The 24,082-nt window shown below is 65.5% G+C and carries 19 protein-coding genes; 14 read left to right on the top strand and 5 right to left on the bottom strand.

What is annotated here, in order from left to right:
• The 3 genes from BWR19_05660 to BWR19_05670 all read right to left on the bottom strand — a co-directional run bounded on the left by BWR19_05660 (position 1) and on the right by BWR19_05670 (position 3,635).
• Complete coding sequence (locus BWR19_05660; GenBank protein APX92468.1) at positions 1 to 1,137, bottom strand: efflux transporter periplasmic adaptor subunit; 1,137 nt, start codon at positions 1,135 to 1,137, stop codon at positions 1 to 3.
• A gap of 134 nt (positions 1,138 to 1,271) precedes the next feature.
• The gene (locus BWR19_05665; protein APX92469.1) at positions 1,272 to 2,666 is read right to left on the bottom strand and encodes a malate:quinone oxidoreductase; all 1,395 of its coding nucleotides are present in this window, start codon (positions 2,664 to 2,666) and stop codon (positions 1,272 to 1,274) included.
• A 315-nt stretch (positions 2,667 to 2,981) separates the two neighbouring features.
• Positions 2,982 to 3,635: a phosphoserine phosphatase gene (locus BWR19_05670; protein ID APX92470.1), complete on the bottom strand. Its 654-nt coding sequence runs from the start codon at positions 3,633 to 3,635 to the stop codon at positions 2,982 to 2,984.
• A 148-nt stretch (positions 3,636 to 3,783) separates the two neighbouring features.
• Here BWR19_05670 and BWR19_05675 point away from each other — a divergent pair, with 148 nt between their 5' ends.
• Both BWR19_05675 and BWR19_05680 read left to right on the top strand, forming a co-directional pair.
• The gene (locus BWR19_05675) at positions 3,784 to 4,275 is read left to right on the top strand and encodes an RNA pyrophosphohydrolase (GenBank protein APX92471.1); all 492 of its coding nucleotides are present in this window, start codon (positions 3,784 to 3,786) and stop codon (positions 4,273 to 4,275) included.
• A gap of 54 nt (positions 4,276 to 4,329) precedes the next feature.
• On the top strand, positions 4,330 to 6,591 hold the full coding sequence (locus BWR19_05680) for a phosphoenolpyruvate--protein phosphotransferase (protein ID APX92472.1): 2,262 nt from the start codon (positions 4,330 to 4,332) through the stop codon (positions 6,589 to 6,591).
• Between the two features lie 26 nt (positions 6,592 to 6,617).
• Here the strand turns inward: BWR19_05680 and BWR19_05685 are convergent, their stop codons facing one another.
• A complete protein-coding gene (locus tag BWR19_05685) occupies positions 6,618 to 7,394 on the bottom strand; it encodes a hypothetical protein (GenBank protein APX92473.1) in 777 nt (258 codons plus the stop codon).
• Between the two features lie 113 nt (positions 7,395 to 7,507).
• Here BWR19_05685 and BWR19_05690 point away from each other — a divergent pair, with 113 nt between their 5' ends.
• The 10 genes from BWR19_05690 (at position 7,508) to BWR19_05735 (ending at position 18,378) form a co-directional block, all read left to right on the top strand.
• Positions 7,508 to 8,890 carry a hypothetical protein gene (locus BWR19_05690; protein APX92474.1) on the top strand — a complete coding sequence of 461 codons (1,383 nt, stop codon included), beginning with the start codon at positions 7,508 to 7,510 and terminating at the stop codon, positions 8,888 to 8,890.
• A gap of 30 nt (positions 8,891 to 8,920) precedes the next feature.
• Positions 8,921 to 9,712 (top strand): prolipoprotein diacylglyceryl transferase, encoded by a 792-nt coding sequence (locus BWR19_05695; protein APX92475.1) that lies wholly within the window; start codon positions 8,921 to 8,923, stop codon positions 9,710 to 9,712.
• A gap of 63 nt (positions 9,713 to 9,775) precedes the next feature.
• Entirely contained in the window at positions 9,776 to 10,600 is an 825-nt protein-coding gene (locus tag BWR19_05700; protein APX92476.1) for a thymidylate synthase, read from the top strand.
• Entirely contained in the window at positions 10,597 to 11,157 is a 561-nt protein-coding gene (locus BWR19_05705) for a diacylglycerol kinase (protein APX92477.1), read from the top strand. Before BWR19_05700 ends, BWR19_05705 begins: the two co-directional genes overlap by 4 nt.
• 305 nt (positions 11,158 to 11,462) lie before the next feature.
• Positions 11,463 to 12,296, top strand: coding sequence for a hypothetical protein (locus tag BWR19_05710; GenBank protein APX92478.1), 834 nt, complete (start codon positions 11,463 to 11,465; stop codon positions 12,294 to 12,296).
• A gap of 397 nt (positions 12,297 to 12,693) precedes the next feature.
• Complete coding sequence (locus BWR19_05715) at positions 12,694 to 13,830, top strand: hypothetical protein (protein ID APX92479.1); 1,137 nt, start codon at positions 12,694 to 12,696, stop codon at positions 13,828 to 13,830.
• Between the two features lie 281 nt (positions 13,831 to 14,111).
• On the top strand, positions 14,112 to 15,227 hold the full coding sequence (locus BWR19_05720; GenBank protein ID APX92480.1) for a spermidine/putrescine ABC transporter substrate-binding protein: 1,116 nt from the start codon (positions 14,112 to 14,114) through the stop codon (positions 15,225 to 15,227).
• 248 nt (positions 15,228 to 15,475) lie between these two features.
• The gene (locus BWR19_05725) at positions 15,476 to 16,639 is read left to right on the top strand and encodes an ABC transporter ATP-binding protein (GenBank protein ID APX92481.1); all 1,164 of its coding nucleotides are present in this window, start codon (positions 15,476 to 15,478) and stop codon (positions 16,637 to 16,639) included.
• Entirely contained in the window at positions 16,623 to 17,510 is an 888-nt protein-coding gene (locus BWR19_05730; protein ID APX92482.1) for an ABC transporter permease, read from the top strand. Before BWR19_05725 ends, BWR19_05730 begins: the two co-directional genes overlap by 17 nt.
• A 55-nt stretch (positions 17,511 to 17,565) precedes the next feature.
• A complete protein-coding gene (locus BWR19_05735) occupies positions 17,566 to 18,378 on the top strand; it encodes a spermidine/putrescine ABC transporter permease (GenBank protein ID APX92483.1) in 813 nt (270 codons plus the stop codon).
• A 5-nt stretch (positions 18,379 to 18,383) separates the two neighbouring features.
• Here the strand turns inward: BWR19_05735 and BWR19_05740 are convergent, their stop codons facing one another.
• Complete coding sequence (locus BWR19_05740) at positions 18,384 to 20,144, bottom strand: hypothetical protein (protein ID APX92484.1); 1,761 nt, start codon at positions 20,142 to 20,144, stop codon at positions 18,384 to 18,386.
• Between the two features lie 217 nt (positions 20,145 to 20,361).
• Between BWR19_05740 and BWR19_05745 the strand changes: the two genes are divergently transcribed.
• Both BWR19_05745 and BWR19_05750 read left to right on the top strand, forming a co-directional pair.
• Complete coding sequence (locus BWR19_05745) at positions 20,362 to 22,359, top strand: hypothetical protein (GenBank protein ID APX92485.1); 1,998 nt, start codon at positions 20,362 to 20,364, stop codon at positions 22,357 to 22,359.
• A 173-nt stretch (positions 22,360 to 22,532) separates the two neighbouring features.
• Positions 22,533 to 24,032, top strand: a complete 1,500-nt coding sequence (locus tag BWR19_05750; protein APX92486.1) for a hypothetical protein — start codon at positions 22,533 to 22,535, stop codon at positions 24,030 to 24,032.
• The last annotated feature ends 50 nt before the right edge of the window (positions 24,033 to 24,082 follow it).

Raw genomic sequence — 24,082 nt, forward strand, 5'->3', positions numbered from 1 at the left:
TCAGTGCACCGCGCCGCCGCTGTTCGGCGTCTCAGGCAAATCGTCGCCGTCGAGCAGGGCATCGTCCTCGGCGGGGACAGGCTCGACCCGCTGTCCGGCCGAGACGAAGCCACCGCCCAGGGTGATCAGGGTGACGCTATCGGGCAGGCCGGTGACCCAGGCCTCGCGGCTGTCGGCGGCCAGCAGGCGCACCGCGTGGATCGTCACGCGCTCCTCGTCATCGATGGCGTAGACGCCGAGCTGCCCCGCGTCGTCGAGTACCAGCAGCGCCGGGGAGAGCCGGTGGGCAGGCTGTTCGGCGCGGGTGATGATCAGGCTGGCGCTGGCCCCGGCCAGGCGCCGGCGGTCGGGGTTGTCGAGACGCGCCTCGACCGCGAAACTGCGGGTGCCCTGGTCGGCGCGGCTGGCCACATAGCTGAGCTCGCCCTCGAGGGTGCTGCCGTCTAGCAGGCGCACGCTGACCGGCAGTCCGGGCTCGAGGTCGAGGGCGTCGCGCTGGGCGATATGGGCGCTGGCGCGCAGCCGGCTGTCGTCGACCAGCCGCGCGTAGACCTCACCCACCTGCAGGGTGGCGCCGGGATCGATATCGAGCTGGTCGAGGGTGCCGGCGAAGGGCGCCGTGGGGCGGGTGTGTGAGAGCATCTGGCGCAGCTGCTCGACCTCGGCCACCGCGCCGGCGACCGCACCGGCCAGGCGCAGCTGTTCGGTGCGCGAGACCAGGTCGCGCTGGCGCAGCTGGTCGGCGCCGTCGAGCTCGGCGCGGGCCAGCTCGAGATCGGCCTCGGCGCGGGCCAGCTGGGCAGGCAGGTCTTCGCGGTCGAGCTCGAGCAGCGTCTGGCCGGCCTCGACTCGCTCGCCCTGGGCCACCGGCAGCGCCTCGACCTGGCCCTCGCGGCGCGCGCGCAGCTCGATGTCCTGCCAGGCGGCAAGCTGGCCCTGGGCGGTCAGCCGGGGCGCGAAAGGCTGGGCCTCGCTGCGTTGTACTTCGACCCGAGACAGCGTGACATCGCTGGCCGGCTCGGCCTCCGGCGCCTGGGCGCTGAAGCGCTGCAGGTCGCCGAACAGCATCCACAGCAGCAGCGCCACGCCGCAGGCCAGTGCCAGCAGAAACGAGGGGGAGGGGCGACGCACGACCATGGGCCTTCCTTGGTGAGTCGAAGAGGGCGGAGACGCTAATCAAGCGCAGCCTAGCATAGCGCAAATTGACCGCGAGAAACGACATGCCCCGGCCGGGGCCGGGGCATGTAGAGCAGTGCGCAGCGCGGGCAGGCTTACATCAGCGAGCTGGCCGCCGGACGCTCGAGGTCGGTGAGCGGAATTTCGCCGCTCAGCAGGTCGCGCTCGAAGGCTTCCTTGTCGACGTTGAAGCCGAGGAATTCCTGGGCCAGGTACATGTCCTTCTCGGCGTTGCCCAGGCAGCTGGTGCCGCCGGGCGACGGCGTCATGTTGAACACGATGCCGGTACCCGGATTGATCTTGGCCTCGCCCATCACCAGCTTCTTCTGCTCCTTGTCGATCAGCTGCGGGCGCACGCCGCCGAAGCCCTTGGCGAAGCTGACCTCCTTGACGGTGAGGCTGGGCACGATCTTCTGCACGTCCTTGAGGAACAGCCGCTCGCGCAGCACCGGCACCTCGAACAGGAAGTTCTTGAAGATGTAGCGGCGAATGTCGCGCACCTTCATCAGGTCCCACAGCGCCTTGATCACGTTGCGGTCGAGGCGCAGCACCTTGACGAACTCGAAGAAGGTCTTGCCGTTGTAGCGCTCCAGCATCGGCAGCATCAGCGCGGTGGGGCCGAAGCGGGTCTTGTCCTCGACCAGCACGTCCGGGTCGCCGTGCACTGCGGCGAAGGGCAGGTTCTCGTTCTGCACGGTGTAGACCTTACCGTTGAGCACCTTGGGCGTGAAGTAGAAGGAGCCGGCCATAGGCAGGCACGACTTGTCCAGGCCGTAGCCCATCTTGTGGGCAAATAGCAGCGAGTGGCCGCCGGCGCTGACCACCACGTAGCGCGCTTTGAGGGTGCCCTTGTTGGGCGTCTTGACCTTGAACAGATCGCCGTCCTGCTGGATGTCCTCCACCGCGGTGGAAAGGTGGACATCGTAGGCCATGCCCTTGGCGTCGGCGCTCTTGCGACCCTCCTCGACGAACGCTTCGGAGAGGGTGGTGTAGTTCACCGCGCTGTATTCGTCGGTAGAGCCCATCGCCACGATCGGCTGCTCGGAGGGGCGTCCCTCGACCAGTTTGGGCTCCAGCTCGGCGATATCGTCGCGCTCGAGCAGGCGCATCTGCGGAAACAGCTCCTTGAACTTGGTGAAGCGGTTACGCAGGAAGTCGCACTCGGTATCGCCGACGCCGAGGACCATCTTGGGATACTTGTAGATGATCTTGTCGCGCATTTCCGGCGCCAGCTTGGTCGCGAAGTTGACCACCATGCCCGCGGTGCGCTTGGTCACCTTGGCCTTGTCGAGGGTGTAGTTGGTCTCGATGTCGCCGCAGTGGATAGTTTGGCTGTTGTTGCGGCCGTGTGAGTTGACGATCGCCACGTGATCGTACTTCTCGACCAGGCCGATGGCCTTGAGGTCGGTGTAGCGAGCCAGTTCATACATAAGGGCGGTGCCGGATACGCCGCCTCCCACGATCAGGACATCATAGGTCGGTGTGGACATGGGGGCTCTCGCTTGCATGGTGCGGAACGAATCCCTCGGCGGTGACCGAAGGCCCTGGCCGGCGGCAATGATCGATCACCGCAGGCTCGACGTCATTCAGATGGCTGCATTATAGACGCTTTGTCGACAAATTAAATCCATGCCAAAGCTCGACTTTATGCTCAGTCGATTGGCCATAAGGTATCTCTTTGGTCAGGGCGGCTTGGAAATAGGCTGATAAATCATTGGCTTACAAAGAAATGCGCCGCACCATGCAAATGGTGCGGCGCAATATCATACGTTGGTCGTAGTCTTGGCGGTGGCGTGCGGCTCTGTTCAGCGCAGGCTCATGATCCGCCAATTCCGCGCCTGCGCAACCTCGCGCAGGGTGTCGTCGGGATCGACGGCCACCGGATGATCGACCTGCTCCAGCAGCGGCAGATCATTGTGCGAATCGCTGTAGAACCAGGCGCCGTCCAGTGTCAGCTCCTTGTCGGCGAGCCATGCCTCGAGGCGCTCGACCTTGCCTTCCCGGTAGCTGGGGGTGCCCGAGACGCGGCCGGTATAGCGGCCGTCGACGATTTCCGGCTCCACGGCGATCAGGTGGTCGACGCCGAGGCGCTCGGCGATCGGGCCGGTGATGAAACGATTGGTGGCGGTGATGATCAGCAGGGTGTCGCCGCGGGTGCGGTGGCGCGCCAATAGCTCTTCGCCCTTGGCGAGGATGTTCGGCTCGATCTTGCTGGCCATGAACTGCTGGTGCCAGGCGGCAAGCTGCTCCGGGGTGTTGTCGGCCAAAGGCTTCAGGGCGACCTCGAGGAAGGCGTGGATATCCAGGGTGCCGGCATCGTAGTCGCGCATGAAGCGCTCATTAGCCTCGCGGTAGCTCACCGGGTCGACGGCGCCTTGCTCGAGCAGAAATTCGCCCCAGGCGTGATCGCTGTCGATGCCAAGCAGGGTATTGTCGAGATCGAAGATAGCCAGACTCAAGGCGCGCTCCTAGGGTGTGGGAGAAAAACAGCCGCCGATTATTGCAGAGTTGGCTGCCTGGCAACAATGCCGAGGCCGCAAGCGTATTGATGGGGTTTCCGGCTTTGTGGAAGAATGGCTGCAATAGTGGATTGATAAGGTGACGTCCGTGATCGACGCTGACGGCTTCCGCCCCAACGTTGGCATCATCATTGCCAACCGCGAGGGCCAGCTGCTTTGGGCGCGTCGGGTAGGACAGAATGCGTGGCAGTTTCCCCAGGGAGGCATCAAGTCTGACGAGACACCACAGCAGGCGCTGTATCGCGAGCTGGAAGAAGAGATCGGCTTGACGTCTGCCGATGTCGACGTGCTGGCCTGTACCCGGGGGTGGCTGCGCTATCGTCTGCCACGACGCATGATAAGAACGCATTCGCGGCCGGTATGCATCGGCCAAAAGCAGAAGTGGTTTTTGCTGCAGATACGCTGTCAGGATAGCCAGATCTGTGTGGATACGACCCCCAAGCCGGAGTTCGATGGCTGGCGCTGGGTTAGCTACTGGTATCCACTGGGGCAGGTGGTGCCCTTCAAGCGGGAGGTCTATCGCCGCGCGCTGCGCGAGCTGGCTCCTCGCGCGCAGCGGCTGGCGCTGGGTGACGACTGACCCCGCCAGCGGCACGACATTCAGGCCCCGCGGGGCCCCATAAGAAGAATGCTTATGCTCGATGTCCTTCGCCGCATCGTTCAGGAGGTCAATAGCGCACGCACCCTGGAGGCTGCGCTGTCGACCATGGTGCGGCGTATCCGCAAGGCGATGCGCACCGACGTGTGCTCGTTCTATCTGTTCGATGCCGACCAGCAGCGACTGGTACTCAATGACACCATCGGGTTGCACAGCCGCGCCGTGGGGCAGGTCTCACTGCGCTTGGGGGAGGGCCTGGTGGGGCTGGTCGGCCAGCGCGAGGAGCCCCTCAACCTCGAGGATGCCCCTGGCCATCCGCTGTTCCGCTATTTCGAGGAGACCGGCGAGGAGCGCTACTCGAGCTTTCTCGGCGTGCCGATCATCCATCAGCGGCGCATGCTCGGCGTGCTGGTGGTGCAGCAGCAGGACAAGCGCCGTTTCGATGAGGGCGACGAAGCCTTTCTGGTGACCATGGCCGCACAGCTGGCCGGGGTGCTGGCTCATGCGCTGGCCACCGGCGGGCTGTCTCGCTCCAGTCGCGGTGACGGCCAGGCCATGTTCACCGGGGTGGCGACCTCGCCGGGCATGGTCATCGGCGAGGCGCTGGTGATTGCGCCGCCGGCCGATCTCGACAATGTTCCCGACCTGATTCCCACCGACGTCGACTACGAGATCAAGCGCCTCAAGGACGCCATCTACCGGGTGCGCGATGAGATTCGCGCCGCCGGTGAGCGGCTGGCCAGTCGCATCAGCGCCCAGGAGCTGGCGCTGTTCGAGGTCTATCAGGAGATGCTCAGCGAAGCGGCGCTGGGCCACGAGGTCGAAAAGCGCATCCGCGAGGGCCAGTGGGCACCCGGTGCCCTGGCCGATGTGGTGCGCCGCCACGTGCAGTATCTCGAGCGGGTCGACGACAACTACCTGCGCGAGCGCGCCGCGGATATCCGTGACCTGGGGCGCCGGGTGCTGGCTCACCTTCAGGAGGAGACGCCGCAGACTCCGGACACCTTCGCCGAGCGTACCGTGCTGGTGGGCGACGAGATCAGCGTGGCGACCCTGGGCGAAGTGCCCCGTGACAAGCTGGCCGGCCTGGTCTCGGTGCGCGGCTCGAGCACCTCCCACGTGGCGATCATCGCCCGGGCGATGGGGATTCCCGCCGTGCTGGGCATGGTCGACCTGCCGCTGCCGCGCCTGAATGGCGCCAAGGTGGTGCTCGACGGCCACCGCGGCCGGCTGTTCGTGCGCCCCGGTGCCGACATCGAGACCCACTACCGGGCGCTGATCGCCGAGGAGGATGCGCTCTCGGCGGTGCTCGAGCACGAGCAGGACCTGCCCAGCGAAACGCCCGACGGCCATGTCATGCCGCTGATGGTCAATACCGGCCTGGCGGTGGACGCGGTGGCGTCACTCAAGCCGCGCATCAGCGGGGTGGGCCTGTACCGCACCGAAGTGCCGTTCATGATTACCGAGCGCTTCCCCGGTGAGCAGGAGCAGATCCGCCTCTACCGCGACCAGCTCGAGAGCTTCGCGCCGCTGCCAGTGGTGATGCGTACCCTGGATATCGGTGGCGACAAGGACCTGCCGTACTTTCCCATCGACGAGGCCAATCCCTTCCTCGGCTGGCGCGGTATCCGCGTGACGCTGGACCATCCCGAGGTGTTGATGGTGCAGCTGCGCGCCATGCTCAAGGCCTCCCAGGGGCTAGATAACCTCCAGGTGCTGCTGCCCATGGTCACCAACGTCGACGAGGTCGATGATGCGCTGCGCCTGCTCGACCGCGCCCTGGAGGAGATCGCCGAGGAGGGCGTCAGCGTGCCCAGGCCCCAGGTCGGAGTGATGCTCGAAGTGCCGGCCACGCTCTACCAGCTCGCCGCGCTGGCGGAGCGGGTCGATTTCTTCTCGGTGGGCAGCAACGACCTGACCCAGTACCTGCTGGCCGTGGATCGCAACAATCCGCGTGTCGCCGAGCTCTACGACGCCTGCCACCCGGCAGTGCTGGTCGCGCTGGATCGCCTCGCCAAGGAGTCGGCGGCGCTGGAGGTGCCGGTGTCGCTGTGCGGCGAGCTGGCAGGGGACCCGGCCGGCGCGCTGCTGCTGATGGGCATGGGCTTCGATGCGCTGTCGATGAATGCACCCAGCCTGCCACGAGTGCGTGCGGCGATCCGCCGCGTGCCGCTGGCTGCCGCCCAGTCGCTGGTCAGCGAAACCTTGCAGCTGGAGTCGCCGGCCAAGGTGCGTGCCCATCTCGCTGCCAGGCTGGGTGAGTGGCAGTTGGCGCATCTGCTCCCGCCGCGAGACTAGGCTTGTTGAGCGCCCAGCGCCCGGCATCAGGTGCCGAGGAGCAGGTGTTCGGTGGTTTCGCCGGCGGGGAGGCCGCCGGGGCCGAAGCGACGCTCGGTGATCTCGATATGCCCGTCGGCGTGCCAGCTCAGCCAGCTGGTGGCGCGGGTGCCGTACTCCTCGCCGACGATAAATGGCGGCGACAGGAAGCGCTCCAGCGCCTCGCCGACGCCGGTGTCCGGCAGTTGGGTCGGATCGCTGACCTGGCGCTGGTCGGCCATGGCGGCGAGGGCATCCTCGGGCCAGCGGCCGCTATCAAGGCTGGCAGCGAGCCCGCGCTTGGCGAGCGTTAGCTTGGGCCAGGGCGTCTCCAGGTCGGCATTGGAGAGCCCGTAGCAGCCCGGAGCGAGCGGCTGTAGCGCCAGGCGGGCATGGCCGCGATGCAGGTGCCACAGCCGTTGCGCGTCCCCGACCAGCAGGTTGAAGCCACCATAGTGCCACGCGTCGCCCTCGGCTAGCCGCGCCAGCCAGCCCGGCAGGTCGTCGCTGAGCAGCGCCTGGCGCACCAGTTCGCCGCGGCTGGGGGCAGTGTCGGCGACGCCGATGCGCGGGTCGCGGACGTTGGTGATGGCCGCCATGCGCCCGTCGCGATGCAGCGCTAGCCAGCTGCCGCCGGCCAGCAGGTCGCGCCCGCCGAGAATGGCCGGCGTATCGTGCCAGCGAGCCAGCGGCGCGGTCGGTCGGGCGTGGCGTTCATCGCGGTTGGCGATGAGTCGCAACGGCAGCGAAGCGTGGGGATGAAAGGCGAAGGCGATCAGGCACATCGCACTACCATACCGCGCGGCGAGGCCGTCACAAAGCGCGCGCTGTCGGCGTCATGACAGGCGCCGCGCATTTTCGTACACTCAAATGCCTTCGACGATTCACAGGGATGAGAATGCGGGTCGATAAGTCCACCGATAGCCTCTGGCAGCGGGTCATCTGGCCGCTGCTATGGCCGCTGATCGCCGCGCAGGCCGGGGTGATGCTGCTGTGCCTGCTGGCCTGGCTGCTGATTTGGCAAATGGATGTCAGGAGTGGCGCCAGCTGGCAACACCTGGGCTGGCCGCTGCTGGCACTGGCGGTGGGCACCAGCCTCAGCGTCGCCACCTTCCTGCTGATGCTGCGCCAACGCCTGCAGCAGTGGGAGAGCGCCCTGGGCGTGCCTTACGAGCGCCTCGAGCGGCTGCTGGGCATCATCCATGGCGATTTACCCTCGTGGCTCAAGACCGAGCGCGTGCTGCCCTTTGCCGAAGCCGCCGACGGGCCGGTGCATCGTCTCGAGTGCCTGCTCGATGCCCTCGAAACCCTGATGGAACGCGTCGCCGAGCGGCCGCGATTCGCGACCATGCTGAACCGACTGCCGGTGCCGACCTTTATCGCCCGAGACGGCAGGCTGGTCGAGGCCAACGGGGTGTTCGAGCAGTTGGTAGGGCGCAGCCTCGACCAACTGCGCGGCCTCGAGCTGGGCTACCTGATCCGTGTCGACAGCGCCACCGAGGTCGGTGGTCAGATCGCCGAGGTGGTGCGCATCAACGACAGCCAGGGCGGCTATCGTACCTTCCGCCTGCTGACGCTCGACGACGGTCACGGCCACCGCATGGGCCTGCTCGAGGATATCCTCGATCAGCAGCAGCAGTTGGCCCAGCTGATGCTGACACGAGACCGTGCCCGCGAGGAGTCGCGTCTCAAGACCCGCTATCTGCTGCTGCTGCAGAAGGAGCTGGGGGAACTGGTGGAGATGCTGCAGCTCCCCGAGCGGCCGACCCCGCAGCTGCTGGAGCGACTCGCCGACCTGGAGTCGTTGATCACCAATCTGGTGGAGGCGCCGCAAGCCCTGGCCGCCGAGGCGCCGCCACCGCTCGACGCCGGGCGTGACGCCGCCGAAGCCGAGACGTCCCAGGCCTCGACCTCGCGCGTGCTGATCGTCGATGACGGGCCGGTCAACACCATGCTGGCCCGCCAGGTGCTGGAGGCCGAAGGCATCTGCGTGGATACCGCGCGAGACGGCGACGAGGCACTGAGCCTGCGCGAGCAGCAGTGCTACGACCTGGTCTTCATGGATATCTACATGCACGGCCTGGACGGGGTCGAGACCAGCCGTCGCTGGCGCGCCGCCGAGCGCGAGCATCGCAGTGTGCTCGTCGCGCTGACCGCCAACGCCAACGACACCGATCGTCAGCGCTTCTTTGCCGCTGGCATGGACGATTACCTCGCCAAGCCGTATCGTCCCCAGGCCTTGGTCGACATGGCCCGACGCTGGCTGGCCAAGCATGCCTGATCGCCTTTTTTCTTACCGAGCAGAGCCTAGATGAACTATCCCGATATCGACCCGGTGGCCATTTCCCTGGGGCCGCTAAGCATTCACTGGTACGGCCTGATGTACGTGATCGGCTTCGTGGCCGCTTGGTGGCTGGGCTGCCGGCGCGCCGCACGACTCGGCCTGACCCGCGACGACATCGGCGACCTGCTGTTCTACTGCGCCATCGGCGTGGTGGCCGGTGGCCGCCTGGGCTATGCGCTGTTCTACGGCATGGGGCGCCTGATCGACAATCCGCTATGGCTGTTCCAGATCTGGGACGGCGGCATGAGCTTCCACGGCGGCCTGATCGGGGTGCTGCTGGCGGCGCTCTACTTCGCGCGCAAGAAACAGCTGGCATTTTTCACCCTGACCGACTTCATCGCGCCGCTGGTGCCGATTGGCCTGGGCACCGGGCGTATCGGCAACTTCATCAATCGTGAGCTGCCGGGGCGTGTCACCGAGCTGCCCTGGGGCATGCCGTTTCCGGGGATGGGGCCGGAGCCGCGCCATCCCTCGGCGCTCTACGAGGCGATTCTCGAGGGGTTGGTGCTGTTCGTGGTGCTGTGGGTGGTGTCGGCCAGCCCGCGCCAGCGCGGCTTGATCTCCGGGCTGTTCCTGGTGTTGTATGGCGTGTTCCGCTTCGCGGTGGAGTTCGTGCGCCTGCCCGATGCCCATATCGGCTTTGTCGCCTTCGGCTGGGTGACCATGGGCATGCTGCTGACGCTGCCGATGATCCTGGCCGGTGCGGCACTGATCGCCTGGTCGCGGCGCCAGCCAGTTGACCAGCGTATCCCGGGCTGAACCAGCGGTTTACTGTTCAACGCCGGGCTCATCGGCTCGGCATTTTCTCAAGATGGTTAACGCGTGACACAAGCTCCCGAATACTCTGCCCTCGAACAGCCCTACCTCGATCTGATGCGCCAGGTATTGAACCAGGGCGTGGCCAAGCACGACCGCACCGGGGTCGGCACGCGCAGCGTGTTCGGCCACCAGATGCGCTTCGACCTGGCGCGGGGTTTTCCGCTGGTGACTACCAAGAAGCTGCACCTGCGCTCGATCATCCACGAGCTGCTGTGGTTTCTCTCCGGCGACACCAATATCCGCTACCTCAGGGAGAATGGGGTGCGCATCTGGGACGAGTGGGCCGATGACAACGGCGACCTGGGGCCGGTGTACGGCTACCAGTGGCGCAGCTGGCCGCGCCCCGACGGCGGCCACGTCGACCAGATCCGTCAGGTGGTCGAGCAGATAAAGTGCAACCCGGACTCGCGGCGGCTGATCGTCTCGGCCTGGAACCCGGCGCTGGTCGACGAGATGGCGCTGCCGCCGTGCCATGCGCTATTCCAGTTCTACGTTGCCGAGGGGCGGCTCTCCTGCCAGCTCTATCAGCGCAGCGCCGATATCTTCCTCGGCGTGCCGTTCAATATTGCCAGCTACGCGCTGCTGACCTGCATGGTGGCGCAGGTGAGCGGCCTCGAGCCCGGCGAGTTCGTCCACACCCTGGGCGACGCCCACCTGTATGCCAACCACCTCGAGCAGGCCGAGCTGCAGCTGTCGCGCGCGCCGCGCCCGGCGCCGCACCTGGTGCTCGATTCGCAGGTGCGCGACCTGTTCGCCTTCCGCTTCGAGGATATCGCCATCGAGGGCTACGACCCGCACCCGCATATCAAGGCCGAGGTGGCGGTATGAGCGACCAGCGCTTGTCAGCCCCGTTTGACACCATGGTCCCGGTGGCGATGATCGCCGCCATGTCGCGCAACCGGGTGATCGGCGTCGACAACCAGCTGCCCTGGTACCTGCCGGAGGACCTCAAGTTCTTCAAGGCCATGACCCAGGGCAAGCCGTTGGTGATGGGGCGCAAGACCTTTGCCTCCATCGGCAAGCCGCTGCCGGGGCGACTCAATATCGTGGTGACGCGCGACAGCGCCTTCGAGCACCCCGGCGTGCGGGTCTGCCACGACCTCGAAAGCGCCCTCGACCTCGCCGACCAGCAGGCGATCATCGACGGGGTGGAGGAGATTATGGTGATGGGCGGCGGGCAGATCTACGCCCAGGCCATGCCCTACGCCGCGCGGCTCTATCTCACCGAGGTGGCGCTCGAGGTGGAAGGCGACGCGCGTTTCCCCGAGCTCGACCCGGGCGAGTGGCGGGAGTGCCAGCGGGTGCCCGGCTCGCCGCACGAGGGCCAGCCGGCCTATGCGTTCGTCGAGTATCGGCGTCGGGATGCCAGCCCCGGCCAGGACTGATCCGTCGGCGGTGTCGCTCGGGGCTACCCCGGCGGCAGCGTGGGCATTCGCCTCAAGCGAGGGGCGCCGGGGGCAGGGCGAAGAGGAGGTTTGCGCCATGGATGGCGCAAGATAGCGCCCAGGGACGGGTTTATAGCGCCTCCTCGTAGGCCTGTCGACGGATCAGCCCCGAGCGGGTATAGGCCCTCGGCGTATCAGGTAAAAGCGGTATCACGTCATTGGCTTGGACTGAGTGATGCCATCCTGGCGCGGTGCATTGTCAGAATGGTAAAGCTGGCACACACTTGAGGTCATGATCACGTGAGATGCGCATGGAGGGCGACGCCTTGAACGACGATCACACTGCGGCACTGCTCAGCGCCCTGGAGCAGCGCGCCGAGCACGGCATGACGGCGCTGCGCGAGGCGCGGGCCACCATTGCCGACCTCGAGCGACGCCTCGCCGAGCTCGAAACCGACAACCAGCGCCTGCAGCAGGAGGTCGAGGCCCGCGAGCCTGCCACCAGTCCGCGTAGCCAGGGGCTGGCCGCGCTGATGTCGCGCCGCCCGCGCTTCGCCGCTCGGCATCATGAGTCGGCCGCTGACACGCCCGCGGCCCTATCACCGTCACCTGCGGCGGCAGAACCGCCTGCCAAGCCGCCAGAGCCGGTCGCCAAGACGCCGGCCGCTGCGCCGGCGCCCTCCAGTGAGCCCCCGGCGGACCAGCAGGAGCCCCAGAGCCGCCTGCCGATCGGCGAGGCGCCGTCGCCCCAGGCGCTGCTCGACGAGTGGTACCAGCGCTACCCGCAGACCTTCTTCAAGGGCCACACCCGGCCGCTCAAGGTCGGCATCCACGAAGATCTGGTGGCCCGCGAGCCCTGGCCCGACAAGCTGGTGCGGCGAGCGCTGGCATGCTACGTGCACCTGCCGCGCTACCTTAAAGCGGTGCGCACCGGTGCCGAGCGGGTCGACCTCGACGGCGCCAGCGCCGGTGACGTCACCGACGGCGAGGCGCGTTACGCCCGCCGCCAGCTCGACGAGCTGCGCGCCCAGAACCGCACCCGCAAGGCCCAGCAGGCCGAGCGCCAGGCCCAGCGCGAGAAGGACCAGCGCCTCGAGCAGAAACTCGGCCAGCTGCTGGCCAAGCACGAGCAGCATTAACCCCCCTTGATCCACGACAAGCCGTTGACGCCTCGCCAGCAGCGAGGCTTGCATGTCGCCTGGGACCCGGCCAATATAGCCGACGCTGGTCATGACAAGCCGCCGTGAGGCGCCGCGTGACCCGGCGTCATGGGCTTCAAGGTGGTGGCATGACGCTTGCGCAGGGCAAAAGTTCCATGGATTCCGTGCATCGAGATTGGAAACAGTGTTTTTTCTTGTTGCGTTCCCGGAAATCCCGGTATAAGGTTTGACCTGCGAGCATTGGAATATAACAAGGCTTCGCTCAGGTGGCAGCCCCGGCCATCATGCCTCGGCAGATTGGCCAGGCGCACCGGGAAAGCCGACTGCATATGCAGATACGATCGAAACAGTAAGCTAGTTTAAAGGACATATCGCGATGAAAAAGACACTGTTAGCGACTGCTATCGCCGGCGCCCTGGGCGTCTCCGCTGCTGCTCAGGCAGCTACCGTTTACAGCCAAGACGGCACCGAAGTTGACGTTTACGGCCGTGTGGTTATGGCTGTGACCTCCGGTGGTGAGCAACGTTCCGGCGAACAGCAAGATCGTACGTACTCCGAAGTTGGCGTAAAAGAAGATGGTTCTCAGTTCCGTGATCTTGGTTCGCGGGTTGGCTTTCGTGCCCGTCATGAGGTGAACACCGATCTGTCCGTGTTCGCCAACATGGAGTTCCGATTCGACGCTGCTCAGCGCGATGGTGGCATTGGCGATACTCGTCAGAGCTTCCTCGGCGTTGAAAGCCAGCAGTTTGGTCGCGTTTGGGCCGGTAACTTCAACAGCATCTACTACAATGCCGTTGGCTCCGTGTTCGATGTGCCGGAAAATGCCGGTTGGCAGACTCTGGGTAGCGTTACCAACAGCTCCCACGGCACTTCCATTGCCTATTCCACCCCGGTGCTGGAAGGCTTCCAGGCTCACGTTCAGGCCAAGCACTACTCTGGCAACAACGTAGAGATCGGTAACGAAGACGCGTCTTCTACTACCAGCCCGTCTGCTGCCGTTAGTTACACCTTCCAGGATCTGTACGTCGCTGCCGGTTATGATCGTAACCGTGACTTCGGCGATCGTGGTCGTGTAACTGCTTTTGACGATCTCCCCCTGACTACTACTGAGTCTGAGGGTACTGTCACAGAAGCCGCCAACAACGATCAGGCGATCTGGGGTATCGCAGCAGCCTACCAGTTCACTCCTGAGTTCAGCGGCCGTCTCGGTTACGAGCGCAACGGTTCTGACGATGAGATGGGCGTTGCTAGCCAGAGTATCACCAGCGTTGGCGCTACCTTCGACTACGGTCTGGGCGAAGTTTACGGCCAGTATTCACGTCGTAGCTTCGGCGGCGAAGCCGGTGCTGACACCGATTCACGTAATCAGTGGATGCTGGGCGCCAACTATCGCTTCAGCCAGCCGATGTACGTCTTCGCAGAAGTCTATGATAACGACTTCTCCGCTGACCAGACCTTCCGTGAGTCTAACGACGGTCTGCTGTACACCGTGGGCGCGCGCTACGACTTCTAAGTCTAGCCTAAGCCCTCGAGCCGCCTAGCGGCTCGCCAGAAGCCGGCCCCTTTGTGGGCCGGCTTTTTAGTATCTGGCGTTTGGACGCCGGCCCCTCGTAAAATCCGTACTTCTCCTATCGCGCATGTAGCGTTGAATCCCGCCGATCGGCGAGTCTCGCCTTTCGCCTGCCCGCTGCTATGCTGAGTTCAGCTCGTTGAACCGTCATTCAATTGTCATGCCCCGGTCATCGAGTCGAGCAGACAATCACAGCAACAATCACTGCGTTCAGGAGAATCTCCATGTCGATGTCACGGCGTCGTTTTCTGCAGGGAACGGCTGCGGCCGGGGCGGTGGCGGCCGCGCCATCCTTCTATATCAACAAGGCCCTGGCGCAGGGCGAGCCGCTGCGCATCTATGCCTGGGCCGGCTACTTCAGCGACGAGATGCTCGCCGACTTTACCGACAAGACCGGCATCCGCGCCACCTTCACGCCATACGGCACCAACGACGAGCTGATGAACTCGCTGCGCGCCACCGACGGCTCCGGCTTCGACGTGATCATGCCCACCGTAGACCGGGTGCCCGGCTACCTCGACTACGACCTGATCCAGCCGCTGGACGAGTCGCGGATCAACTGGGACGGCGCGCTGCAAAGCGCCATCGAGGGCTCCGAAGTGGGCGGCGTGGTCGACGGGCGGCGCTACTTCGCGCCCAGCGACTGGGGCACCGAGGCGATCGCCTATCACCGTCGCTTCGTCGATATCGACCGCGAGACCCTGAGCTACGCCGACCTGTGGAACCCCGACAACGGCCAGGGTGTGACCGTGCGCGGTCACTCTGCGCTGGTCGGCATCGGCCTGTGGCTGGAGCGCGAGGGGCGGCTGCCGTTCCCGATGCTCGAGTCCTACCGCAGCGAAGAGGCGATGCGCGCCAACTTCGACGTGATCGTCGAGGAGGCGGTCAAGCACAAGAATCTGCTGGTGCAGTTCTGGGACACCGAGAACGAGGCCCAGGCGGCATTCAGGACCAACGGCGCCATCATCGGCCAGACCTGGGACAGCACCGCCTTCCGTCTCAGGCAGGAGGGCGAGGACATCGCCTATGCAGCCCCCCGCGAAGGTGCGCTGGCGTGGATGGAGGGCTTCGTGATTCCCAAGAATGCCCGGAATCCGGACGCCGTCTACGAGCTGATCAACTGGTACTACACCCCTGAAGCCGGCGCGATGTTCGTCGAGGCCACCGGCTACAACTCCACCTCGGTGGGCGCCGAGGAATTGCTGCCGGAGGAGACCCGCCAGTTCTTCCGCGACTCCTACACCGACGCCGACCTCGAGAACCTGTGGTGGTGGCCGATCCAGGAGCCGTGGTACGTGACCCTGCGCAACGAGTACCAGGATCGCTATCTCAGCGCGTGAGAGTAAGGCACAACGCGCAATAAGCTGGCTTCGCGAAGGCGCTGGCACTGAATGAAGCGGCGCGCGGCGATCGACAGGGATGTCGATCGAGGATAGGCAACAGGGACGTTGTTCCTATCCGACGCGCAGGCCGCAATTGAAGTGCCAGGGAACGCCTTTGTGGTCAGCGCCTGCGCGACGTGCCGACCTGCAGTGTTGAGAGTCGAGAGGCAGTCGCGCTGCGATTAACGCTAACAAGGCAAGTATTGATGGACGGTTCCGTTTCGCTCGACAAGGTGGTGATGCGCTTCGGCGACTTCACCGCCATCGAACGCTCTTCGCTGGAGATTCACTCCGGCGAGTTCTTCAGTTTTCTCGGCCCCTCGGGCTGCGGCAAGACCACGCTGCTGAACATGGTCAGCGGTTTTCTCACCCCCAGTGAAGGCCAGATTTTCATCGGCGGTGAGCCGATGGGCGGGGTGCCGGTCAACCGCCGGCCCACGGCGATGATCTTCCAGAATCTGGCGCTGTTCCCGCTGATGAGCGTGTACGAGAACATCGAGTTCGGGCTCGAGGTGCGCGGCGTCAGCAAGCGCGCCCGGCGCGAGGTCTCCGAGCGCCTGCTGGCGTTGGTGGCGCTGGAGGGCAGCGGCGACAAGCAGGTCGCAGAACTCTCCGGTGGCCAGAAGCAGCGCATCGCCATCGCCCGGGCGCTGGCCGTGGAGCCCCGGGTGCTGCTGCTCGACGAGCCGCTCTCGGCGCTGGACCTCAAGCTGCGCCAGCATATGCGCGCCGAGCTCAAGGCGATCCAGCGCAAGACCGGCATTACCTTCATCTACATCACCCACGACCAGGGCGAGGCGCTGACCATGTCCGACCGGGTGGCGGTGATGTCGGCGGGGCGTATCCAGCAGGTCGCCGATCCGATGACGCTCTACCGCGCCCCGCAGACCGGCTTCGTGGCGGCCTTTGTCGGTGAGAACAACCGCCTCGAGGTAAGCGTCGCCGAGCGCGACGGCGAACGCCTGACCCTCGACGCCGGCCTGCTCGGGCGCCTACAGGGCAGTGCGGTGCCCGGGGCCAGCGATGGTCTTCAAGTAGGCGACAGCGCCGCGCTGTTTGTGCGCCCCGAGCAGCTGCGGCTTCTGGGGCCGGGCAACTCGGGCCCGGCGCTGGAAGCCGAGGTCGAAGCGGTGCATTTCGAAGGCGCCTGGCTGATGCTCGAGACGCGGCTCGTGGCCACTGCCGAGCGGCTGAGGGTGCAGCTCAGCGGCGAACAGGCCCGCGGCGCGGCCAGCCGGCTCGCTCAGGGCCAGCAGGTACGGCTGGGCTATGACCCAGCGGAGGCGGTGGTGCTGCCCAACGACGGCAGCCCGGTGGTCGACGAGGAGACCGGCGAGGTCAAGGAGGTGGCCAATGTTCCGGCAGCTTAACGCGCGCTTCGGCTCGCCGGTGGCGATGGCCATCGTCACCCTGCTCGGCATGTGGCTGATCATCATGGTCACTCTACCGCAGCTGCAGATGATCGAGTACTCGCTGCGGCCCAACCTGCTGCCGGCGCAGATCGGCGGGCCCGACGATCGGCTGACCGTGGCCAACTACGTGACGCTGTTCAACAACGATATCCACCGCGCGATCTTCCTCAAGACGATCTGGTCGAGCGTGCTGGTCACCATGCTGACCCTGGCGGTGAGCTACCCGCTGGCCTGGTACCTGGCCAAGGTCGCGACCCCGCGCCAGGCGGCACTGTGTATCCTGCTGTTGATCGTGCCGTTCTGGATCAACGAGATCCTGCGCACCTACTCCTGGTTCATCCTGCTGGCGTTTCGCGGCCCGCTCAACGAGGTGCTGCTGGCGCTGGGGCTGATCGACCGCCCGATCCGTTTTCTCAGCGGCGACGGCGGGGTCATGGTGGGCATGGTCTACGCCTATATCCTGTTCATGGTGTTTCCACTCTACAACGCTATCGAGAGCCTCGACGGCAATCAGGTGCGCGCGGCCCGCGACCTCGGTGCCGGCACCCTGCGCACCCACCGGCGCATCGTCATTCCCCACGCCAAGCCGGGCATCGCCACCGGCTGCATCATGGTCTTCATGCTCGCCGCCGGCAGCTATGCGGTGCCGGCGCTGCTCGGCTCGCCGGGCAGCCGCTGGTTCACCCAGATCATCTACAACTGGTTCTTCGAGGGCGGCAACTGGAACCAGGGTGCGGCCTACGCCTTCCTGCTGCTGGTGCTGTGCATCGGCTTCATGTCGCTGGTAATGAAGCTGTTTAAAGTGGGCCTGGGGGATATCGCTAAATGAGAGACATCAAAGCGATTGCTTGTTTATGCGAGCGCATCTGTCTGAAGGTGGTGGTATGACGTCTCAGCGCCTGCTGGCCTTCGGCCTCAAGTTCTATATCGTGGTGTTCTTCGCCTACCTGTTCCTGCCGCTGATCATCATGTCGCTGGCGACCTTCAACGACAGCCGCTTTCCCACCGTGACGCCCTGGGGCGGAACCACGCTGCGCTGGTTCGGCGAGCTGTGGCGCGATGGCGGCATGTGGCAGGCGCTCTCCAACAGCCTGATGGTGGCGGCGGGAGTGCTGGTGCTGGCGGTGCCGATCGGCATCTCCAGCGCGCTGTTCCTCAACACGGTGTCGAGCCGCGCCAAGCCGTTCATCTACGCGCTGATCCTCTCGCCGCTGCTGACGCCGGGGGTGATCATCGGCATCTCGACGCTGATCTTCTGGCGTCAGTTCGGCGTCAGCGGCGGGATCTTTCTCACCGTGCTGGGCCAGACCACCTTCATCGCCGCCTATGTGATGCTGATGGTGATGGCGCGCCTGCAGCGCTTCGACCGCACCATGGAGCGCGCCGCCCTGGACCTGGGCGCCAGCCAGTGGCAGATGTTCCGGCGCATTCTGCTGCCCTACCTCAAGCCGGCGATCCTGTCGGCAGGGGTCATCGCCTTCCTGCAGTCGTTCGAGAACTACAACACCACGCTGTTCGTGGCCGGCTATGACACCACCCTGACGGTATATATCGCCTCCCAGGTGCGCACCGGGTTGACCCCGGCGGTCAATGCCCTGGGGCTGATCCTGATTCTTATCACGGTGGTGCTGGCGGTGGCCTATGAGCTCAAGCGGCGCCGTGAGGTAGCGGCGATGGCGCGGCTCAAGGGAGGGTAGCGGGGCTAACGCTGCTGGCGGTCGGTGTACCAGGCGCTGAGCTTGCCTGCCGGCATCGGCGCGGCAAGATGGTTGCCCTGGGCGAGTTGGATGCCTTGCTGGCGCACGGCGCTGGCGCTTTCCTCGCTTTCCACGCCCACCGCGATGCACTCGACGCCCAGGGTATCGAGGAGTCGCTGGATGCCGCCGAGCAGTGCCTGGCTGCGCCGGTCCCGTGCGATGCCCTTGATCAGCACGCCGTTGATCTTGGCCTGATGAATCGGCAGGCGCGACAGGTAGGCGAAGTTGACGTGACCGTCGCCCAGCTCATCCAATGCCAGGCTGACGCCCAGGCGCTGCAGGCGGCGGAACAGGTGCTGGGTGCTTTCCGGCTCGTCGACCAGGCTGTCACAGGCGATCTCCAGCGTCAGCCAGGAGGCGTCGTCGGTGTGCTGGCGCAGGAAGTGATCCAGCGGCAGGCGGTCGGCGGCCTCGGCGCGCAGGTGATCATCCACGATATTGACGGCGATCGGCAGCTCGGCCAGGGGCGAGCCGATGTCGCGCCAGGCCCGTTGCTGAGCGATGACTTCGCCGATCACCCAGCGGTCGAGGCGCACTGCCAGGCCCAGCTTGCGGGCCAGCACGATGCAGTCGCGGGGGGAGGGTTGGCCAGGCTGACCGGCATGCCAGCGCAGCAGCGCCTCGAGCCCGATCACCCGTCCGCTGGCCAGGTCACACTGGGGCTGGTAGACCAGATGGAAGGCGCTGTCGGGGTCGGCGATGGCCTCGCGCAGCGCCAGTTCGGTGGCCAGTTGGCGCTGCAGCTGTTCGCTGAGCAGCGGGTCGACGAAGGCGTGGCAGCCGCCGCCGGCGTGTTTGGCCGAGTACATGGCGCCGTCGGCACTGCGCAGCAGCTCCTCGGCGCTGTCGCCGTCGCGCGGGAAGAGGGCGATGCCGATACTTGCCGACACCGGCAGGCGACGGTCGCCGATCTTGAACGGCGCCTCCAGGGCTTCCTGCAATCGCAGCGCCACCGTTTGGGCGCCTTCGACCTCGGCGTCGTGCTGCAACAGCACCAGAAACTCATCGCCGCCAAAGCGGGCCAGCAGATCGTCGCCGCGCAGTGCCTGGCTCAAGCGCCTGGCGACCTGCTTGAGTAGGGTGTCGCCGGCGCTATGGCCAAGCGAGTCGTTGATCGGCTTGAAGCGGTCGAGGTCAATGAACAGAAGGGCGACCTCTCCCTCGTGGCGCTGCGCGTGATGCAGGGCGCGCTGCAGGTGGTCGTCGAACAGGGCGCGATTGGCCAGGCCGGTCAGCGGGTCTTGATTGGCCTTGAACTGCAGGTGGCTCTCGTAGGCCTTGAGCGAGGAGATGTCGATAAAGACGCGTACGTAGCCGCACGGCTGCTGATGCTCGTCATACAGGGTGTCGATGGTCAGCAGTTCGGGATAGTGATCGCCATTGCGCCGCCGGCACAGTACCTCGCCCTGCCAGTGACCAAACTCGGCGAGGGCCTCGCGCTGGCGGTGGTAGTCGTCGTCCTGGTGAGGATGGTGGAAGCGATGCACGTCCCAGCCGACGACCGCATGGCGAGAATGCCCGGTGATGCTTTCGAACGCGGGGTTGGCCAGCAGGATGCGCTGTTCGCGATCGGTGATGACAATGCCGGCATGGCTATGCTCGAAGCCCGCTAGCGCCCATGCCGAGTGCGTCGACGATACCTCGGGTGGCAACGTGACGAGTGTAAGCGGCGGGCGCGTGGGGCTGCCTGGGCCATCGTCCTGCATATGACATTGCACCTGTCAGTGAGTGGGGCTTATCTCACTATTGTGGGTGGCGGCGGTCGCGTCAATTACATACGTCATCCATAGGGCGAAAAAGACGCCATATCCCACCGCGACTGCTCATGGGATGCCAACTACGTACGGTATACGCCCTAAAATGGCCGTTGATCGCCATATTGGCGGCGCGGCCTCGCCGAGCCGGCATGATAGAATCGTGGCAATGACAAGACTACTCTCACGGGTGCTGCATCGTGTGGCACTGCTCTCCCTGCATGCGCGCCTGGTCATCGGTATCAGCCTTGGCTGGCTGTTGCTGGTGGCGGCCATCATCCTGGTGGCGTTGCGCTCCGGCGACGAACTGGCCGAGCAGGCCAACCGTACCCACCTGGAGTATGAAGCAGAGCTGATTGCCCGGCATATCGAAGAGGCGGTGGAGGTGCGCATCAATGCCCTGCAGCGTCTCGCCGGCCGCGCGTCAGAGGCGCTCGATCAGTCTCCGGAGCAGGCCGGCGCGCTGCTCGATGAGAATATCGGGCTGATGGCACTGTTCGATGCCCTGGTGGTGATCTCTGCCGAGGGCGAAGTGCTGGCCGATGTCCCCGAGCTGTCTGGTCGCCGGGGCCTGGACGTCACCCAGCGTGAGTATTTTCGCCATCTCCAGAATGTGCGACGCCCCTATGTGTCCGAGCCCTTTACCGGTGCCGCCAGCGACGTGCCGCTGGTGATGGTGGGCGTGCCGATCCTAGCCGAGGGGCGTTTCCGGGGCATGCTAGGCGGTGTGGTGAGCGTCGAGGAGGGCAGTTTCTTCGCCGGCCTGCGGCGCATTCGCATTGGCCATGCCGGCTTTGCTGCCCTGGCCACGGCGTCGGGACTGGTGCTGTCGCATCCCAACAGGGACCTTATCATGCGGCCGGTGCCGAGCGCCGCCACCCATCCCGAGCTCGACCTGGCGCTGTCCGGCTGGGAAGGTGCGGCAGAGGGGCATCTGGTGGATGGCACTCGCGCGGTGCAGGCCTATCGCCAGGTGTGGACGGCCAACTGGGTGGTCGGCGTCTATCTGCCGCGCGAGCAGATGATGGGGCCGGTGCAGGCGTTTCTGCGTCAGCAGCAGTGGGTGGGGTTGCTTACGGTGCTGCTGATGCTGCCGCTGCTGTGGCTAGGACTGAAGCTGCTGCTGCGGCCACTGCATCGTCTCGAGCGGCATATCGCCAAGGTGGCGCGCGGCGAGGCCAGGCGCGTCGACCCCCGCACCGGCATGCGTGAGCTGCAGCAGGTGGCGGATACCTTCAACTATCTCGAGCGCCAGCGTGAGCAAGCCAAGGCGCTGCTGCAAGACCGTCAGGCGTTTCTCGACGCGGTGCTCGACTCGTCGCCTACCGGGTTGTTCATCTGCGACCTGCACGGTCAACTGGTCTATCTCAACCCCGCCCTGCAGCAGCTGACCGGCTATGACCTCGAGGCCTACCGCGACGGTGAGATCGCCGAGCATCTGCACGTCGACGAGGTCGACGACGTCAGCGACCTGTGGCGCCACACCCTGGAGAGCGGACGGCCCTTTTCCAGGCAGATGCGCTACCACGCCGCCAATGGCCAGACGCTGTGGCTGGAGGTGAATGTCAGTCGCGTCGCCGATGGCGATACGCCGCTGGGCTATGTGGGCAGCGTCAAGGACATCACCGATAGTCGCCAGCGCGAGGCGCTGCAGCGCTGGGAGGCCGAGCACGATCCGCTCACCGGACTGCTCAATCGACGCGGCTTCGAGCGCCGGCTCGAGGAGGCGCTGGTGGAGTGGAAGAAGGCCGGCACGCCGTCGGCGCTGCTGATGTTCGACCTCGATCATTTCAAGCCAATCAACGACCGTGGTGGTCACGCCCTGGGTGACGAGATGCTGCGCCGCATCGCCCAGGTGCTGGCCTGGGAAGTCCGCAGCAGCGACCACGTGGCGCGCCAGGGCGGCGACGAGTTTGCCGTGCTACTGCCCAGCTGCAGCCTCAACCAGGCCCAGCGCCTGGCCGAGACGCTGCGCCAGGCGATCAGCGAGATCTACGTGGAGCACCAGGGCAATCTCTACCGTGTCACCCTGAGCATGGGGCTTACCGGCCTGCTCGAGAGCGACGAGGACATCGAGACGGTGCTGGCGCGTGCCGATGCAGCGAGCTATCGGGCCAAGGCCGCCGGGCGCAATCGCATCGTCGATGCCGCCGAGCCATCGGACTGATCATTAGCGTATACTTATGTTTCTTGCTGCTACCTAAAGTAACTCGGCGCCGGGCCGATACTTCTTTTGCTGAATGCGATCGTTATATTAGTTGCCCTTTATTATATTAGCTATTGGTTGAAATGGTGCCGCGCCTTCAGGCGGTCTTGGCGCCTGCAAAAGAGGAATCGATCATGTCACCACATCCCGCCGCTAGCGGTCGAAGCGCTCTTGGGGCCCACCGCCGTGGGGTAGACCGGTTGATGTGGTTGCCGGCGCTGGTGCACTGGCTGCTATGCGCCGGGGTGGGGCTATGGAGCGGCAGCTTAGCGATGGCAGTGGGGTTTGCCGTTGCCGTGATGCTGCCGGTGGCGCTGCTGCACCGGCTGCGGCCCGGTACCCTCGCCAGCGGCATTGGCACCGCGGCGATGTTCATGGGGCTGTCGGCGCTGCTGATCGAGCAGAGCGGCGGGCTCATCGAAGCCCACTTCAGCATCTTCATCATGCTCTCGGTGCTGATCTTGTATAGCGACTGGCGGGTGATCGTCGCAGGCGCGGGCATCATCGCCCTGCACCATGCTGGGCTGACCTATCTGCAGCACCAGGGGATCGCCGTTATATACGACGGCATGGGCACTGGGCATGAGCATGCTGGCGGTGAGCTGCTGGCCTACCTGGCCATGCACGGCGGTGCGGTAGTCGCGCAAGCGGTGGTGCTCGGCTGCCTTGCCCATGTGCTGCGTAAGATGCTGGAAGATGGGGTGCTGATTGCCGGGTTTGCCCAGCGTGCCCAGCAGGGGCATCTCGATCAGACCTTCTCACCCGTGCAGCAGCGACGCCCGGCCATCCAGGCGGTAGCGGCGATGCAGGCGCGCTTTGTCGCCACCCTTGGCGAGGCCCAGCAGACCAGTGCCAGCGTCGAAGCCTTGAGCGAGTCACTGTTCGATGCCCATGGTTCCTTGCAGGATCAGGCCACGGCCAACGAGCAGCAGGTCGAGCGCATCGCCGCCAGTGCCGCCGAACTCTCGGCCTCTACGCGCCAGGGAGCCGCCGAGGTACAGGCCACGCGCGAGCTGGCCGAAGAGGCGTCGAATTCCGTCATCAGTGGGCGTGATCAGGTCGGCGTGCTGGATGCCGCGATTGGCGAGATCGACACCGCGGCCAAGGGCATCGCCGCGCTGCTGGCGGAAATCGACGACATCACCTTCCAGACCAACCTGCTGGCCTTGAATGCCTCGGTAGAGGCCGCCCGCGCCGGTCAGGAGGGGCGTGGCTTCGCCGTGGTGGCAAGCGAGGTGCGTAAGCTCTCGCAGCGAACCGATGGCACGGCAAGAGAGATTCGTGCGCGGGTCGATGCCGCTCAGGTCAGCGTTGCCGCGGGGCGCCGCGCCGCCGGCTCTGCCGGTGAGGTGATCGCTGGCGTTGTCGAATCCTTCCAGGGGGTCGTGACGCGGATGAGCGAGCTGGATGTGGGGATTCAGCAGCAGCGTGCGGGAATCGACGAACTCGACAGCAGCATTCATGCCATTCAGCGCGCCCTGGCGGCAAGCAACTCAGGGCTGCTGCGCTGCCACCAACTGGGCGAGGAGCAACAAAAGGCAGCCCAGCGCTTGCAGCGGGCTATCAGTCAATTCAGGCTGGCGCCCTCATCTGCGAGCCCACTTGAGGACTTATCTCTGGTTGCGCCTCGCTGACAGCCCGAGGAGAGAGGTATTCCCTATCTCCTGCACGCCTTTCGCTGCTG

The organism is Halomonas sp. 1513 (assembly GCA_001971685.1).
Classification (GTDB): Bacteria; Pseudomonadota; Gammaproteobacteria; order Pseudomonadales; family Halomonadaceae; genus Franzmannia.